15 protein-coding genes and 1 tRNA gene are annotated in these 15,518 nt (G+C 48.8%); 10 read left to right on the top strand and 6 right to left on the bottom strand.

From position 1 onward, the window contains the following. Positions 1-676 precede the first annotated feature (676 nt). Positions 677-1,495, bottom strand: coding sequence for a dihydropteroate synthase (folP, locus tag JMM79_03845; protein QQY08778.1), 819 nt, complete (start codon positions 1,493-1,495; stop codon positions 677-679). A 1,083-nt stretch (positions 1,496-2,578) separates the two neighbouring features. Here folP and JMM79_03840 point away from each other — a divergent pair. The 6 genes from JMM79_03840 (at position 2,579) to JMM79_03815 (ending at position 6,010) form a co-directional block, all read left to right on the top strand. Beyond that, entirely contained in the window at positions 2,579-3,538 is a 960-nt protein-coding gene (locus JMM79_03840) for a COX15/CtaA family protein (protein ID QQY08348.1), read from the top strand. Between the two features lie 22 nt (positions 3,539-3,560). Continuing rightward, the gene (cyoE, locus tag JMM79_03835) at positions 3,561-4,454 is read left to right on the top strand and encodes a protoheme IX farnesyltransferase (GenBank protein QQY08347.1); all 894 of its coding nucleotides are present in this window, start codon (positions 3,561-3,563) and stop codon (positions 4,452-4,454) included. 152 nt (positions 4,455-4,606) lie between these two features. Continuing rightward, on the top strand, positions 4,607-5,152 hold the full coding sequence (locus JMM79_03830) for an SCO family protein (protein QQY08346.1): 546 nt from the start codon (positions 4,607-4,609) through the stop codon (positions 5,150-5,152). A gap of 4 nt (positions 5,153-5,156) precedes the next feature. Further along, positions 5,157-5,591, top strand: a complete 435-nt coding sequence (locus JMM79_03825) for a DUF420 domain-containing protein (GenBank protein ID QQY08345.1) — start codon at positions 5,157-5,159, stop codon at positions 5,589-5,591. Between the two features lie 105 nt (positions 5,592-5,696). Continuing rightward, positions 5,697-5,768, top strand: a tRNA-Val gene (locus JMM79_03820). 71 nt (positions 5,769-5,839) lie between these two features. Then, a complete protein-coding gene (locus JMM79_03815; protein QQY08344.1) occupies positions 5,840-6,010 on the top strand; it encodes a hypothetical protein in 171 nt (56 codons plus the stop codon). A 205-nt stretch (positions 6,011-6,215) separates the two neighbouring features. On the opposite strand, the gene JMM79_03810 is transcribed toward JMM79_03815, so the two are convergent. The 3 genes from JMM79_03810 to xth form a co-directional block, all read right to left on the bottom strand. Continuing rightward, positions 6,216-6,809 carry a cytochrome c gene (locus JMM79_03810; GenBank protein QQY08343.1) on the bottom strand — a complete coding sequence of 198 codons (594 nt, stop codon included), beginning with the start codon at positions 6,807-6,809 and terminating at the stop codon, positions 6,216-6,218. 284 nt (positions 6,810-7,093) lie between these two features. Then, positions 7,094-7,462, bottom strand: coding sequence for a hypothetical protein (locus JMM79_03805; GenBank protein ID QQY08342.1), 369 nt, complete (start codon positions 7,460-7,462; stop codon positions 7,094-7,096). A 189-nt stretch (positions 7,463-7,651) separates the two neighbouring features. Further along, entirely contained in the window at positions 7,652-8,413 is a 762-nt protein-coding gene (gene xth / locus JMM79_03800; protein QQY08341.1) for an exodeoxyribonuclease III, read from the bottom strand. 74 nt (positions 8,414-8,487) lie between these two features. Between xth and JMM79_03795 the strand changes: the two genes are divergently transcribed. Further along, positions 8,488-8,664, top strand: a complete 177-nt coding sequence (locus tag JMM79_03795; GenBank protein ID QQY08340.1) for a hypothetical protein — start codon at positions 8,488-8,490, stop codon at positions 8,662-8,664. Here JMM79_03795 and trpB read toward each other — a convergent pair. Both trpB and JMM79_03785 read right to left on the bottom strand, forming a co-directional pair. Next, positions 8,661-9,866 carry a tryptophan synthase subunit beta gene (trpB, locus tag JMM79_03790; protein ID QQY08339.1) on the bottom strand — a complete coding sequence of 402 codons (1,206 nt, stop codon included), beginning with the start codon at positions 9,864-9,866 and terminating at the stop codon, positions 8,661-8,663. The genes JMM79_03795 and trpB overlap by 4 nt on opposite strands. Then, complete coding sequence (locus JMM79_03785) at positions 9,832-10,878, bottom strand: A/G-specific adenine glycosylase (GenBank protein ID QQY08338.1); 1,047 nt, start codon at positions 10,876-10,878, stop codon at positions 9,832-9,834. The genes trpB and JMM79_03785 overlap by 35 nt, the downstream gene beginning before the upstream one ends. Between JMM79_03785 and JMM79_03780 the strand changes: the two genes are divergently transcribed. From JMM79_03780 to dnaK, 3 genes are all read left to right on the top strand, one after another. Beyond that, a complete protein-coding gene (locus tag JMM79_03780) occupies positions 10,863-11,840 on the top strand; it encodes a ribonuclease HIII (GenBank protein ID QQY08337.1) in 978 nt (325 codons plus the stop codon). The two genes, JMM79_03785 and JMM79_03780, sit on opposite strands and share 16 nt — an antisense overlap. A 388-nt stretch (positions 11,841-12,228) precedes the next feature. Beyond that, positions 12,229-12,753: a pentapeptide repeat-containing protein gene (locus JMM79_03775; GenBank protein ID QQY08336.1), complete on the top strand. Its 525-nt coding sequence runs from the start codon at positions 12,229-12,231 to the stop codon at positions 12,751-12,753. Positions 12,754-13,492: 739 nt separating this feature from the next. Further along, on the top strand, positions 13,493-15,457 hold the full coding sequence (gene dnaK, locus JMM79_03770; GenBank protein QQY08335.1) for a molecular chaperone DnaK: 1,965 nt from the start codon (positions 13,493-13,495) through the stop codon (positions 15,455-15,457). Positions 15,458-15,518: the final 61 nt, after the last annotated feature.

Raw genomic sequence — 15,518 nt, 5'->3', positions numbered from 1 at the left:
ATGTCAAACGACCTAACAGATTGCCCTGTAGTTTTAAGGTTAGATTTCTACGAAGGGATAGACGGTATTTCTTTTTTGAAATCCCTTCCCCAACCCCCTCCATGCCTCCCATATAGTGTAAAAAACCTTGCTCTTTCCCACCCCCAGGTAGAGAAGGACAAGGGCGGTAGCAGCGCAATGAGTTGCTCCGATGAGAAGAGCAAAACAACGCTTGGGGAAAAATGAAAGGTAGCGGGGTAATATACTGAGAGAATTAAGTAGGAAACGTTGCTCACACAAGGCTCTTGCATAATCTACCGGACAGGAAGAGAGGAGATCCTGTGCAGAAAGATTGGCGATGTGGCAACGCCTGGGCGGCCAACAGGGCCCACCCGGATGGTGCAAACTACCACAACCAGGGCTTAGAACCTCTGTATCTAATAAGCTTTAGTTTTATGCCAGATGGGAAACCGCGACACAAAAGTGAGGTACCATAAGCGCAAAACCAGGAAATTCCGTCCTCTGCAGGGAAGCCGTCCGTTTTTCTAACATTACCGGTGACTTCTCTCAGTTTGCATCTCTAATGTTTCCTCTAATGTTTCCTGAACCACGCTAACTCTACCCTGTTAGGGGTCTCTCAGAGAAACAGCCTAACAAAGCCTAAAAAAGAAAATTTTTCACAGCAGCGGAGCCACCACTATGGGCAGCTATCCTTGACATTCAAAGCTAGCATAGGATAGACAGTCCGGATGGTGTGGACTGCAGCTCTTACATTATGAACTCGGAAAATAGCAGCTCCCCTTAGCAGGCCGGCTACCATGCAAGAAACTGTGCCAGCATCCCGCCGGTATGCCTTACTAAGGCCTAGAACTTCTCCGATAACACTCTTGCGAGATACCGGAAGTAATAGTGGGAAGGGGAGAAGGCTGCTAAGCATTCTCAGCTTTTGGTAGATGGTCAAACTGGCCCTCCTCTGCTTTGCAAAGTCAATTCCGGGGTCCAGAAGTAGACTCTCCCGTTTAACACCTGACCGCTCAGCTATGCAGACTTTTTCTAGAAAAAAATCCCGCAGAGTACTCATAATATCAGAATAGTGAATATCTCTCTGAGCAATTTTTGGTGCTCCCTTAGAATGCATGATTACTAGTGCTGCCCCAGTTGCAGCACAAATAGACGCACTCTCTCCAGTAATGAGGCCACCTATATCATTGAGAATATGTCCTCCATAGTTCAAAGTGGCCCGTGCTACATTAGGACGCCAGGTATTGATGGATAAAAGGGGTGGTCGGGGGCGCACATTGGCTGCAATGGCGGTAAAGCTTTCTACAAAGGGGACTATTCTTCGAATCTCCTCCCTTTCACTAATCGGAGCCCGATTGGTGCGAGCGCTCTCCGCACCAACATCCACAATATCTGCTCCTTGGGCGACTATTTTCTGGGCACGGCGGAGCGCCAAGGTAAGTTCAGGTAGGCCATCACCAGAGAATGAGTCACTACTTAAATTGACTATGCCCATGACCAACGGACACCCACTCCAGCAAATCTTAACTCCTCGCGCCTCAAGTAAACGCTCCTTTTCCATTCCACTGCTCACTGCTCTCTGTAGTTTCTTTCTTTGGTCATTAACAATTAATTAATAGAGGCTGCCTAGGGAGTTACCTAAATCAAATTTGAACAAAACTGGTAGCATAGAGAAAGGAAAGCTTGTTAAGTCCCGTCGTAAGCCCCCCCAATGGGATGGGTGGGCGGCGCTCAGAGCTTCCCGGAGGGGTGTGGCACCCGAGCAAGGATTTAGGGCTAGAGAAGATCCGCTCTCGGCCTATTGAGTATCATTCTGCTATCCAGAAAAATGTCGCCGTCCCAACCAGCCTCGCCGGTGGTAATTTGCGATTGATGTACCGTATGCGTCGTGGAACCTGCTAAAATGGATGGGCTTATACTCTTGTAGACAATCGGAACGGGCAATCGCATTAAAGCCGCAGTTCGAGGCTCTCCCCATTTTCGATGAAAGCTGTAGAGCAAGCTACAGCATTGCAAGGAGGAAAGGGAGGATTATCAACTAAAAGACTCACCCTCAGAGGTCTGACCAGGGCCCACCAGCCACCATTGTAGTGTAATGCCCCCTATTCTACGATTCCAGGATTCGTTTTCCCAAAGGCTATTTACAGGTCCTTGTCGGACTTCAACTGGAGAAGCATCCAAGACGACTAGAGTCTTACCTCTCTAGGCTAGCCTTGGGGGAACGCGGTGACAAAACCCATTCCACTGCATTTAGGGTTGATCTTGCCTAGAAGCAAGGAAATCCAGCCTCAATTTTTTACAATTCGCTTGTTGTCAGGAAGCGATTGTCCACTGTGGTGCAACAACTCTGATTTAACTCCAGGGGGACGGTAACATCGGCTCTAGACGAAAATTGCAGCAACCATTTTTTTCGTTAGACTAGTCCTGTGGCTTTGCTGTGGCGTCGTCGCAGCGCACGTGGAAACATATACCAGCTCCCGCAGTACGTGTGTGCCCTCTATTTGCGAAGGGAGTTCTCCTAGCGAAGCCCCTACGCAGAAGCTATTGTATTATGATAGATGGAGCTTAGCATTCCTCAATGAATCGCTGTTTGCACCTCCTTATAGTTATAGCAACGGTCTGTACTTTTGTGCTGATTTGCAGCGGGGGCCTAGTGACTTCTAAAAGTGCAGGAATGTCCGTCCCAGATTGGCCGACCACTTACGGATACAACATGTTCTTATTTCCTATCTCTCGATGGACAGGAGGGATACTATACGAACACACCCATCGGCTTTTCGCCTCGGCAGTTGGACTGCTTACCCTTCTGTTAACAGCTTGTGTTCTAGCCGTGGAAAGGCGTCGCTGGGTCCGCGTTATGGCCATTTTGGCCTGTGTCAGTGTAATTTTTCAAGGAATTTTGGGAGGGCTTCGAGTCACCCTCAATGCGAACTTAATGGGTATTTTTCATGGGACGGTTGCACAATCTTTCTTAAGTCTCCTGGGCATCCTAGCAGTAGTGACAAGTGCCTCATTTCTCTCTGGAGAGTATACTAGCTTCTGCATCTTCAAGGAACTGAAGTGGGTGGCTATGATAGTGACCGGAGTAATTTTCACCCAGCTGATGGTAGCTGCCAGTATGCGCCACGCCCACACTGGGCTCTCCATTCCGGACTTCCCCACCGCCTATGGAAGGTGGTGGCCGCCACTGGATTCCGTTTCCATTGCTCAGATTAATGATTTACGTGCGTTGCAGGGACAAGCAGCTACTAGTGCAACTCAGATTGCCCTTCAGATGGTACATCGAGCCCTTGCCACCCTCACGTTTGCAGGAGTGGTCGCGTTTGCGTGGCTAGCCCGCTATACCTATCCGATTAACCGATGGGGGAAAGTTTGGGCGCTTTTAGTTGCTATCCAAATAGGGCTTGGGATGTGGACAATCTGGTCAAACAAGGCAGCGGATGTTGCCACCGCGCATGTGAGCGTTGGGGCGCTAGCCTTTTTTCTAGGAGTACAATTAACGTTTCGGTTATTCTGTGCCCACGATAGTTCCCCTTGAGTCGCTCGGCCAGTTCTGACGCATGTTGCAATCCAGCCTCATCGGTTTAGCAAAATGGCGGGAGCTTGCCTATGACTTTAGTTTACTAGTCAAGACCCGCCTGTGCCTTTTAGTTCTCCTTACCACCCTCGTTGGATTTCTGATGGGGAGGCATGACGTTGCATTGCCCTATAGAACGCTGCTCATTACACTTGTTGGTACCGCGCTAAGCGCTGGCGGAGTCGCCGCGTTAAATCAATGGTGGGAGCGAGAATGGGATGCCTGCATGGAACGTACTCGTAATCGACCGCTACCGGGAGGGCGGTTCCACCCTTCTGGGGTTCTTGCTGGAGGGATTTTATTTTCTCTTGCTGGCATCGTCATTCTACTCTTACTTGTAAATAGACTAAGTGCGGCTTTCGCAGTTTTTACCGTAGCCAGCTACCTTCTTCTTTATACTCCGCTAAAGAGAACTACTTCTTTAAACACTCTGGTGGGAGCCGTGTCTGGGGCGTTGCCCCCTCTAATCGGCTGCACAGCAGCACAGGGACGAGTTGGAATAGAAGGATGTTTCCTCTTTGCCATATTGTGGCTCTGGCAGGTACCTCATTTTCTCGCTTTAGCCTGGACATACCGCAACCAGTATACCAGAGCAGGATTTGTCATGTTATCCAAGAAAGATAGCTCCGGGGTAGCTACTTCTTTTCAGGCGCTGGTTTATGCCATCCTTCTCTTGGTAGTCTCACTTCTCCCTGTTGCAGCTGGACTCAACACCATATTTTACCTCCTTCTTGCGTTGCCTCTAGGCAGTTGGCTAGTTTTCCAAGCATCGAGATTCACGCAGAAGCGCTCCCATGCTAACGCCCGTGCTCTTTTTCTTTCCTCTATCCTCTACCTCCCATTACTTCTCGGGGCCTTACTGGCTACAAAAAGATAAGATCCTCCTAAGAGGATAATCGAAGCTAGCAAATTTTGGTCTCACCACTAGACTTTGGCAGACTTTGTCATTCAATGAAAAGTGTTGCTATATCCCACAAATTTTCTCACCTCTTCTGGTCGCTAATTATTGTAGGGATAACCTTCGTGGGTATGCGTTACGCTCTTCTTTCCAGCCGGAGGAAAGTCCTGCAGGACTATGGGAGTGTACCAGAGTTTCAGCTTTTCAACCAGGAAGGAAAGATGGTTACTCTAAAGGACTTAAGGGGGGATATTTGGGTTGCAGCCTTCATCTTCACGCGTTGCCAGGGACCGTGTCCAACTATCACCACTCGTATGGCTAAACTGGGCAAGATGCTCAGAGAGAGGAATCGAGCAAAATTAGTGAGTATTACAGTAGATCCAGACTACGATACACCAACGATCCTATCCAGATATGCAGAGAGTTTTCGTGCGGATTCCAAAAGGTGGCTCTTTCTCACTGGCCCGAGGGCAAAAGTAGAGGCACTTGTGGTAAATGGTATGTACCAGGCTGTTGGTCACAATTCCAGGCTAGGACTACCTATCCACTCTACCCAGTTGGTCCTTATTGATCCTCACGGACACATTCGTGCTATCCATAATAGCATGAATCCAGAGGTAATTACTCAAGTTATCAAGGATATCTGCGGATTGGAGCAAGAATTCGCTATAAACTAATTCCGTGAATATTCAGAAACTACCTGCTATTAATGCTCTTCTTAACCTTATTAGTGGTATATTTGTTATAGTGGGGTGGTTGTTCATCTATCTCAAACGCAAGAAATTACACGTAATCAGTATGCTTATGGCTACTGTTACTTCTACCGTATTTCTTATTTCCTATCTTATTTACCACTTTAATACACAAGCAATCACACGTTTTACTGCTACAGGAATCATGCGGCCTACCTATTTCGCCTTACTGACTTCTCACGTGGCACTAGCATTTAGTGTCCCTCCGTTGGTTATTCTAACACTAATGCCAGCAATTTATTCTCGCTTTGATAAGCACCGTCGCATTGCTAAGTGGACTTTGCCAATCTGGCTGTACGTTTCCGTAACTGGTGTTCTTGTTTATGTGATACTCTACCGATGGTTGCCCTACAGAGAATTTTAGTCTACCGTAGGTGCTTGCCTCCCCTTCTTTCTGCATACCGCAAGGCCTATTAATCAACTATGAGCGACACAGTTTAATTGGCCATTGCATGGTTTTTAGTAAAAAGCGCGGTTAGCTCAGTGGTAGAGTGCTACCTTGACACGGTAGTGGTCACAGGTTCGAGTCCTGTACCGCGCAACTGCTTCAGCAAAATAGATCGTGGTGGCGTGTGTTCTGTGCTTTTATTTTTATGTAGTTTTTATCCCTCAATGGTGCTCTCGAAAGGCTCCGGACCAGAAAAAGTGGCCCTCTTTGGAAAATCGGGAATTACTCACTCAGCGATAGAACTCTCTAGGCTAGTCATTCAAGCAGCCTCAGGAGAAGCATTTTGCCAACAGACATTTGCCAAGCGGCGTTTGGTAATGCCCTACGAAAAATAAAATTCCTCAGGGGCCTGATTAGTTCCCTGACTCAGGCATCAGTGATGGTCGACGGGGGCAATAGCGGCCTGGGTCAGCTTGTGGCTATAAGAGAGTGGTATTGCCTGCCATGCCTGTTTTTCCTTTATGTGAGTGAAGAAGCAAGAAGTGAGCGCAAATGAGCGCTGAATCGAAGTCTGGGGAGGAGAAAAAGGTTAATCCTTCACTAATCCCGGCGTTCCCACGTCCCTTTCTTTTCGTTGTTTGCATTGCGTCTTTCACCCTCTTGATGGAATCGGCTGACCCTGTATAGTTCATTCCATGTCCAAGGTTGAGTGCGCAGCACACTCTTTCGGATTATTGCTACCTTCTGTGAGGTAATGGGCACAGCTAAATTACCCCATTCTGTACGGATGTAGGAGAGGACAGCCGCGATCTCACTATCAGACAAGTGACTCCACCCGGACATGTATCCATTATAAATAGTACCCCGCACTTTAATAGGCCCCTGTAGTCCATGGAGGAGGATTAAGATGAGATCTTCCTTAGAATGGGAATCTTGCGCAAGAACCCACTCACTTTTGGCTAAGGGTGGATACAGGAAAGGTGTCCCCAATCCGCTAGCTTGATGGCAGATCAAGCAATTTTTTTTGAAAATGTGGCGGCCTAGTTTGCCCTTCTCGGGATTCCTGCTGTGTAAAGAGGCACTAGAGACACCGGTATGCCACCTAGTAGCATTGGCAAAGAGAAGTGCCGATGCTATCACCAGCACCACCCCACTAGCCAGCTGGAAGAATGGGTTCCTAAATAGATAGACCATACGGACGCGGAGGGCCAGAACTCCCCCGAGACACACGCAATTCAGAGCACAACCCCTCTTCTCTAGGGTAGAAGATAGTCACGCATACACCGCTCCGTCTCCTTATCGCCCCTCACCTGGGAGAGCCAGCAAAAAACAGGCACCACATCGGAGGCAAAGCGCTGCACGGCGAGCAACGCGGCACGGGCTCCACCATGCTTTGCCCTCCTCTACCCTGCCCCCGCTAACGACAGCAGGAAGAACCTTCGATCTTCCCTTATTCCCTAACCTTTCGTGAAAAAATCTCAAGATTTCCTGCGGGCATTTACGAACGATCTTACGCAGCAGCCCAGAAAGGCAATGCACAATGCTGCCATTACGATTTGCATCCAAAAGGCCACCAGACGTCCACCCTCTAGCACGGACACTCTGGAAATATTCGGCAAAGCACGCCCCAGGGCACCAACTACCCCCGCAAGAGCTATTCCCATCGCCCAATGCATAGCCATTTTCCTCCTGCCAGCGCTGCAAGCAGCGACCATACCCAGAAGTAGGATGGGTATTCCAAAAGAGGCCGGAACCAAAGCAGTGGGCGCCCTACACCCCGTTCCTACAAACCCGGCAATTCCCAGAATGCCCAACAGCAATCCAAAACACACGGTTAGAACTGGCATACGCAGCCAGTAAGCTTGATTTCTGAGTGACTTGTCAAGCGCGCAGCAGAGGATATCCACAGGCTGCTTTCGAAAATGGGGGCAAAATTTGCACCATCTATGCCCCTTGCTAGGGGCATTCTTACAATGCCTCTCACGACTGGATCTTCAACTACAATACTCAGCTAGCAGTCAGTCGCAACCTGGTTTCTATACAGCAATTTCGATCCCAACTGGGCAGTGATCTGAACCAGAGATAGACGGCCAGATAAAAGCATCACAGAGCGATTCTCGTAGAGAGGCTGCAACACAAAAATAGTCAATTCTCCATCCTATATTCCGTGCCCGAGAGGATTTTTGGTAGCTCCACCAAGTGTAATTCCCACCTTCAGTGTGCAATATCCGAAAGGTGTCGAGAAATCCAGCATCAAGAATTTTCGAGAAAGCCGCTCTCTCTTCGGCAGTAAATCCGGCATGTCGCGTGTGCTCCCGCGGCCGTGCTAGGTCGATTCTGTGGTGGGCAACATTCATATCTCCACAGAAAATGACAGGCTTTTTTTTAGCCAGGCGAAGGAGATGCCCAAGAAAAGCGGGAGTCCATTCCTGAATGCGATAATCTAAGCGAGCTAGCTTCCTCCCAGAGTTAGGAGTGTAGACATTAACAAGGTAAAAACCCGGAAATTCAGCAGAGATAACACGTCCTTCATTATCATGTTGAGCTATCCCTACACCAGTAGTGACCAGCAATGGTAGCTGCCGCGTCATGAGCAGTGTTCCAGCGTACCCACACCGACTAGCGGGATTCCAAAAAAAATGCCACCCAGTGGGCCAACAAACATCTGCTACTTGGCTAGGGTATGCCCTCACCTCTTGGAGACATATAACTGCAGCTCGACTCTCCACAAGAAAAGAGAGGAACCCTTTCGTAAGGACAGAGCGAATTCCATTAACGTTCCAAGAAATAAGTCTCAACTAGCGGGATCTATGTTGGCGTAAAAAAAGTGCATGGGGCAGCAGGGAAGATGATGCAGCTACTGCAGTGAGATATGATTACTGCCCTGCTAGGATCTGTCATCTTCCGTCTATCCTATCCTAGGTTAGCACCTGACCATCCTGTTACTTGTATGTTAACCGTCACGGCAGAAACGATGTTGGGAGATCTATCACTTTCTATGGAACCTCTAACTGCTGGCCGGGGAGAAGAGCCTCATGTGCTCTATTAATCTTTTTGCCCTTTAGCAACCTGCTCCACGTCTTTGTCCCCTCGCCCAGAAAGGTTAACTAGGATGATTCTGTCTCTGGGGAGTGTAGGGCCTATTTTGAGAACGTGAGCAATGGCGTGGGCCGATTCTAGGGCAGGCAAAATTCCCTCACAGCGACTAAGTACCCGGAAGGCCTCCAGTGCTTCAGCATCTGTTGCATAGCTGTATTCTACTCGTCCTATCTCATGAAGTAGACTGTGTTCGGGGCCAACTGCTGGATAATCTAGCCCTGCTGAGATAGAGTGTGTCCGCTCGATCTGACCATCTTGGTCGGCAAGAAGCCAAGTCTTGGTTCCCTGGAGAATTCCGACCCTCCCGCCTTGGAAACGAGCTGCGTGACATCCAGGTCGTATTCCACTCCCACCTGCCTCAATTCCCACCAGCTGTACGGATGTGTCCTGCAGAAAAGCGTAAAACAAGCCCATGGCATTACTACCACCCCCTATACACGCAACAAGTAGATCAGGTAAGCGCCTCTCACACGCAAGGATCTGCTGGCGTACTTCCTCGCCAATAATACGGTGAAAGTCCCTCACTATTAATGGATAAGGGTGAGCACCCAATACAGATCCCAAAACGTAGTGCGTTGTCCTGGGATTTGCAACCCAGTCTCGCATTGCCTCACTAACTGCTTCCTTGAGGGTGGCCTGACCAACTGAGACAGGGACTACCTGTGCCCCCAATAAACGCATGCGAGTTACATTGAGTGCCTGACGATGCATGTCCACTGAACCCATGTAAACAGCGCATTCCATCCCAAATCGGGCAGCAGCAGCAGCCGTAGCCACACCATGCTGTCCTGCCCCAGTTTCGGCAATGACTCGGCGCTTACCCATACGCCTGGCCAGCAAAATTTGCCCTACTGCATTGTTAATCTTGTGCGCGCCTGTATGGAGCAAATCTTCACGCTTAAAATAGACGCGAGCTCCACCTAGTTCCTCTGTTAGCCTCTCTGCAAAGTATAATGGTGTTGGGCGACCGCAAAAATTTTGGAGAATATCCCTCCACTCCCTCCAAAAAGTGGGATCCCCCTGGACTTTTTGGTACTCTATCTCCAGTTTCTGTAATGGATCCACTAGCGTTTCAGGAATAAATCTACCCCCGTAGGAACCAAAATATCCATGAATGTCAGGAGAAGGAGGCGAGCTCTGAACTTTTGTCATGCGCCCCAGTATGGAGCTTTTCTACCATCGCTGCAACTCCCCGCCGATGTGGTGTTGGCATTGCTACCTGCACCAAATTCCTTAACGCAACTCTCTGAAGTTTCCTCTTGTCCTCCTGAAGTACTGTGCACCTCCAAATCCGCATCGTCACCTTGTAACATGTTATGGAAAACTTCACTACACAGTCGCAGGGAGTTGATGGTCTTCTTTGCAGAGTGGGTAAAATCCACAGACCGACCCACCACCGCTCAGAAGAGCGAATAAGCCAAATTGACTTCCCATCACACAAGAATGCGCGATAGTCCTCCCTCTTCTGAGGGGGTATACGAGGACGTTTGACAGGTCTAGCTTCCGGACTGCGGGTCTGACACCCTATTTGCAACGGACATTGAGAACACAAAGGTTTTCTCGGTTTGCAAATCAGAGCACCCAGTTCCATCAGAGCGGAGTTGTGTAATCTTCCACCCTCCTTGACAGGGAGGAGGGAATTCGCCAACATCCGTAGATGGCGCATGCCGGTAACAGTGTCTACCGGATGAGGATAATCGAACAAACGGCTAAGTACGCGCGCAACGTTGGCATCTACTACCGGTACGCGATCATCGAATGCAAAAGCGACTATCGCATGTGCAGTGTATTCACCAATACCTGGCAAACACTCTAACTCTGCCGGGGTTCTCGGAAATCCAGGAAGCTGTGCTAACATCCTGGCCACGCGATGTAAACTGCGTGCCCGGCTGTAGTAGCCTAATCCCTGCCATAACTCGAGCACAGAGTCTTCGGGGGCCTCTGCTAAGGTCCTAATATCTGGGAACCTTTCCATCCAACGACCGAAATATCCCAGCACAGTCCCCACCTGCGTCTGCTGTAGCATGATCTCTGAAACCAGAATAGCGTAAGGGTCAACAGTATGCCTCCATGGCAAGTCCCTACCGCATTTTCGAAACCAAGCATGAAGATTGCGCTCCATCTTCTGTTGGGTCATACTTTCGCAATATGAGGTTTCTGGCATCTCAACCACTTACCACTCACACCTACACCGCTCCGCTCACTTGCCATCAAGTTAAAAAACTCCGACAAGTATTAATACTCCACGGCTTTCGACTTGAAAGCCAACCTCACACGGTCTTCTGCGCACAAAAGGATAAGCTGCGCGTAGTTGTCTACTTGAAGGGCCCCAAGGTGCTTATCCAAGGTAAGGGCATAGAGGACTTTATCACATTTCAACTAGAGCCTAATGTACTCGAACAGGCCTCTTTTGGCTACACTCAGGTAACTCAACCGGAACTCCATGAAGCACATTTTGGTATTGACGAAAGTGGAAAAGGTGACTTTTTTGGCCCCCTGGTTATTGCTGGGGTCTATGTGAATTGCAGCCTTGCGCGCGCCCTCTCCTCACTCGGAGTGCAAGATAGCAAGCGCGTCGCTTCAGATAAACGCATACGCACCCTTGCGCAACAGATTCGCAAATCCGGCACTCCGTCGGAGGTCATTGCTATCTCGCCACTGAGGTATAACGAACTGTTTCTCCAATTTAGGAACTTAAACAAACTTCTTGCGTGGGGCCACGCTCGTGTTCTGGAAAACCTTTGCAAAAAGCAGCCAGATTGCTCGTATGCTTTGTCCGACCAATTTGCAGATGCAAGGCTCCTTCAGCAAGCTTTAATGACTCACGGCAGAAAGCTTTCTCTCAAGCAACGCACTAAGGCAGAATCAGACATCGCAGTAGCTGCTGCTTCTATCCTAGCTAGAGAAAGACTTATCGACTGGTTAGATGTTGCCTCCGTACGGTACGCTCTTCATCTTCCGCGTGGTGTCTCTCAAACTGTCAAGAAGGCGGCTGTTACCGCTATAGAAAAATATGGCCTACAGATTCTCCATAGAATCGCAAAAGTTCACTTTAAAACTGCCGAAGAAGTTTCGCTTCTTGCCCACCGTTCCCCGTGTTTGCCCCAGGAACGAGCCGCCCCATGACCATACCATGGGTAGTACATTTCCTCGTACCCTTCCGCAGAAAGGAGCTTTTGCTTTACCTGCTTTCCATGTGCCCCTGTCCTTCATGAAGGTGCAATTTTGTGAGTTCTTCGCCTTGCTCTCTACATAAAGGAGGTAGTTTTGTGAATGCTCCCTTGGAACCCTCTACTACCTTTCTACCTTGAAGGGATCTCCGGAATTCATCATTGAAACGGGTAGGCAGCCTTGCTGTGCACTATCCAGGCTAGCTCCAGGAAGCCGCAAGAGGGGTTCGGGCGGATGGATTCCTCAGAACTCACGGGTGTGCAGAAGAATTTTTTTCACAATCATTTGACTTCAACTGAGGTATGGACTATCTGTAGTCACTGGTTGATACTTTCATTACCTTATGAATAACATAAATAACACATCTCGTATTATTGTGCCCATAATGACACATCGTTCCAACGGAAGTGATGTAGTCAGGGGGAGCAAGTGCTATGAAGAGAAGTGCAAAACTCAAGAGGAGTTGGCTCTAGAGAAGGAGAAGAGGGGGCCAGTTTCTTCCCTCCTAAATCAGAGGGTTGCTCTCTCTAAGTCTAAACTGCATGACAGAAAAGAAGACAGAAAGGATGTTAAGAAAGACGCAGACTTGGAGCGCGTAGACCTAAGATCCTCTAAACTGCATGACAGAAAAGAAGACAGAAAGGATGTTAAGAAAGACGCAGACTTGGAGCGCGTAGACCTAAGATCCTCTAAACTGCATGACAGAAAAGAAGACAGAAAGGATGTTAAGAAAGACGCAGACTTGGAGCGCGTAGACCTAAGCAAAAAGAATGGCAAGTTCTTCATTCCGCTTGGTCTCTCTCGTCCGGAGATCCTTAAGGAAAAGTGGAATGCCTTCAACGCTTGGAAAAAGGAAGCTCTTTCTTAGCAAAGGAGGCTTGCTTAAAAGTGGAGTAGCTAGTCTCTACTGAGACCTAGCTAGATGAAGGGCTGCCCTGCGTGTACTCTTTCGTATGCGGAGGGCAGCAACGTTTTCTGGGTTTTGCCCGGCCTTTTCACTTTTTCCCCTTCTCACCAAAACTAAACCCTGGCGCAAGGGGTGCCGCTGCTACTCTGTCTCGCTCTCGCTCTTGGGGGATGCGTTCACCTTGCGTTCACCTTTAAAGAGAAAAGAGAAAAAGGCCTATGGGTCAATTTTCTTGAGGCCCCTGAAATTGAAATTTAGAGCGTTGGGTAGTAGCAGTTGGAGACACGGCTAGTAGGGAACAGGTGGTCTCTTTGATTTAGTCTTTTGCAAAGACAGGCTCAGCAACGAGAGTCCCCTTCCCCCGCGAGGAAGCCCACTTCCCGAAGAGGTGGAGATATGTTTAGCACTCCTCCCTCTAAGAATATCCTCGCTCTCCCAAAAAACCAGTGGATTACGTCGTGAGGGGGCCTCCAAATATTAGGGTCAGGGCAAAGGCACATAGAGTCAGTTAGTCACTCAGTAGCCTTCTGTCTCAGAAGTTGGGACATTATGGCCCTCTCTTAGCTATGGGGTGCCACATACCCGTGAGGCTTTATATTCATAAATTGTTCGCTTCAAGATTCTTTTTAAGAATTCCAGCTTTTGGAACAAATTATGCTGTAGAATTAATTATTTCGTTTAAGGAGAACATTTAACGAGAATGTCTAAATCCTCTAAAATCTTAGGAATTGACCTGGGAACGACGAATTCATGCATGGCAGCCATGGAGGGCGGAGAGCCGTTAGTGCTAGAAAATTCAGAAGGCGCTCGAACCACACCCTCGGTGGTAGCCTTTTCAAAGAACGGGGAACGCCTAGTAGGACAGTCCGCTAAACGCCAGGCCGCCACCAATCCGGCTAATACCATATTCAGCGTCAAGCGGTTCATGGGCCGCAAGTTCGACGAGGTGCAGGATGAGCTGCACCGCATTCCGTACAAAGTTATTAAGTCGGCTAACGGAGACGCCCACATCCAAGTCGAGGTTGGGGATGAAACAAAAACGTTCTCCCCCCCGGAAATCTCAGCGATCATTCTAGCGAAGCTCAAAGCTGATGCCGAGGCCAAGCTGGGGGAAAGTATCACACAAGCGGTGATTACTGTCCCGGCCTATTTCAATGACTCACAGAGAAATGCGACTAAAGATGCTGGGCGTATTGCTGGCCTAGAAGTTTTGCGCATTATTAACGAACCTACAGCAGCTTCTCTGGCTTACGGCCTAGACAAGAAAAAAGATGAGAAGATAGCGGTTTATGATCTTGGAGGTGGCACGTTTGACATTTCTGCATTGGAGATAGGTGATGGTGTTTTTGAAGTGCGTGCCACCAACGGAGATACCCATCTTGGGGGAGATGACTGGGACAACCGTATTATGGATTGGGTCATAAAGGAATTTCAAACGGACGCGGGGATGGATCTTTCTAGGCAGAAAGACGCCATTCAGCGCATTAAAGAAGAATCCGAAAAGGCAAAAATCGCTCTTTCTAGCACCCAGGAATACGAAATTAGCCTGCCCTTCATCACAGCAGATGCCTCTGGGCCGAAACATATTCAGAAGAAGCTTACTCGTGCAAAATTAGAGCAGCTGACAGACGATTTATTCGAGCGCACCATCAAGCCAGTGGAGAGCTGTCTAAAGGACGCAAAGTGGGAAAAGTCCAGCATTGAAGAATTAGTGCTTGTAGGGGGTATGACGAGGATGCCGAAAGTAATTGGGACTGCGCGGCAACTCATCAGTAAGGAGCCGCACAAGGGTGTAAATCCAGATGAGGTGGTAGCAGTGGGGGCTGCAATTCAGGGAGGTGTGCTTAAGGGAGATGTAAAAGATATCTTACTCTTGGATGTTACCCCACTTACCCTTGCTATTGAGACTGCTGGTGGCATAGCCACAGCGATGATCCCTCGCAATACTACGATTCCTACGCGCAGATCTCAGGTGTTTTCGACTTATTCTGATAATCAACCCGGAGTAGAAATTAAGGTCCTGCAGGGAGAACGTCCACTGGCACGTGATGATAAGCAGCTTGGCGTATTCCACCTGGATGGAATACCTCCAGCTCCCCGTGGTGTTCCGCAAATTGAGGTAACGTTTGATATCGACGCTAACGGAATTCTCAATGTGTCTGCCAAGGATTTGGGAAGCGGGAAAGAACAGAAGATCTCCATTACAGGGTCCAGCGGCCTTAGCAAAGAAGATATCGAAAAGGCCCAGCATGCTGCGGCGGCCCATGCTGAGGAAGATCGTAAGATGCGGGAGGAGATCGAAACCCGAAATAATGCCGACAACCTCGCTTATCAGTGCGAGAAGCAACTGAGAGAACTTGATGCCAAAGTAGACAGCAAGACCCGAAAAACTGTCGAAGAAGCAATTGCTCAGGTCCGAGCGGCTCTCAGAGAGAGTGACGTGGACGCTGTCACTAAAGCTTACGATAGCCTGCAGCAGAAGTTCCAAGCAGTCAGTGCTGAGCTTTATAAGAAAGCTGCTGCATCTTCTCAGGCTTCAGAGACGTCCGGTAGCTTTGACTCCAAAGGCGCGGCTTCCCAGACTGGGGGTAAGCAAGACGGAAGTGTCGTTGATGCCGAATTTGAAGTAGTGGACGAAGATAAGAAGAAACGTCCGGAAGGTTAGATTAGATCGCGATTTCAATACTTTTAACAAAATATCCTACCCCCCAGGAAGGCACTCTTGT

The organism is Candidatus Xiphinematobacter sp. (genome assembly GCA_016766635.1).
Lineage (GTDB): Bacteria > Verrucomicrobiota > Verrucomicrobiia > Chthoniobacterales > Xiphinematobacteraceae > Xiphinematobacter.
This window is presented reverse-complemented; position numbering and strand designations above follow the sequence as displayed.

Excerpts from the sequence above, each read along its gene's own strand:
- folP (QQY08778.1), bottom strand. The coding sequence starts at position 1,495 with ATGGGCATAGTCAATTTAAGTAGTGACTCATTCTCTGGTGATGGCCTA.
- JMM79_03840 (QQY08348.1), top strand. The coding sequence starts at position 2,579 with ATGAATCGCTGTTTGCACCTCCTTATAGTTATAGCAACGGTCTGTACT.
- cyoE (QQY08347.1), top strand. The coding sequence starts at position 3,561 with ATGTTGCAATCCAGCCTCATCGGTTTAGCAAAATGGCGGGAGCTTGCC.
- JMM79_03830 (QQY08346.1), top strand. The coding sequence starts at position 4,607 with ATGCGTTACGCTCTTCTTTCCAGCCGGAGGAAAGTCCTGCAGGACTAT.
- JMM79_03815 (QQY08344.1), top strand. The coding sequence starts at position 5,840 with ATGGTGCTCTCGAAAGGCTCCGGACCAGAAAAAGTGGCCCTCTTTGGA.
- JMM79_03810 (QQY08343.1), bottom strand. The coding sequence starts at position 6,809 with ATGGTCTATCTATTTAGGAACCCATTCTTCCAGCTGGCTAGTGGGGTG.
- JMM79_03805 (QQY08342.1), bottom strand. The coding sequence starts at position 7,462 with ATGCCAGTTCTAACCGTGTGTTTTGGATTGCTGTTGGGCATTCTGGGA.
- JMM79_03795 (QQY08340.1), top strand. The coding sequence starts at position 8,488 with ATGATTACTGCCCTGCTAGGATCTGTCATCTTCCGTCTATCCTATCCT.
- trpB (QQY08339.1), bottom strand. The coding sequence starts at position 9,866 with ATGACAAAAGTTCAGAGCTCGCCTCCTTCTCCTGACATTCATGGATAT.
- JMM79_03780 (QQY08337.1), top strand. The coding sequence starts at position 10,863 with ATGAGGTTTCTGGCATCTCAACCACTTACCACTCACACCTACACCGCT.
- JMM79_03785 (QQY08338.1), bottom strand. The coding sequence starts at position 10,878 with ATGCCAGAAACCTCATATTGCGAAAGTATGACCCAACAGAAGATGGAG.
- JMM79_03775 (QQY08336.1), top strand. The coding sequence starts at position 12,229 with ATGAATAACATAAATAACACATCTCGTATTATTGTGCCCATAATGACA.
- dnaK (QQY08335.1), top strand. The coding sequence starts at position 13,493 with ATGTCTAAATCCTCTAAAATCTTAGGAATTGACCTGGGAACGACGAAT.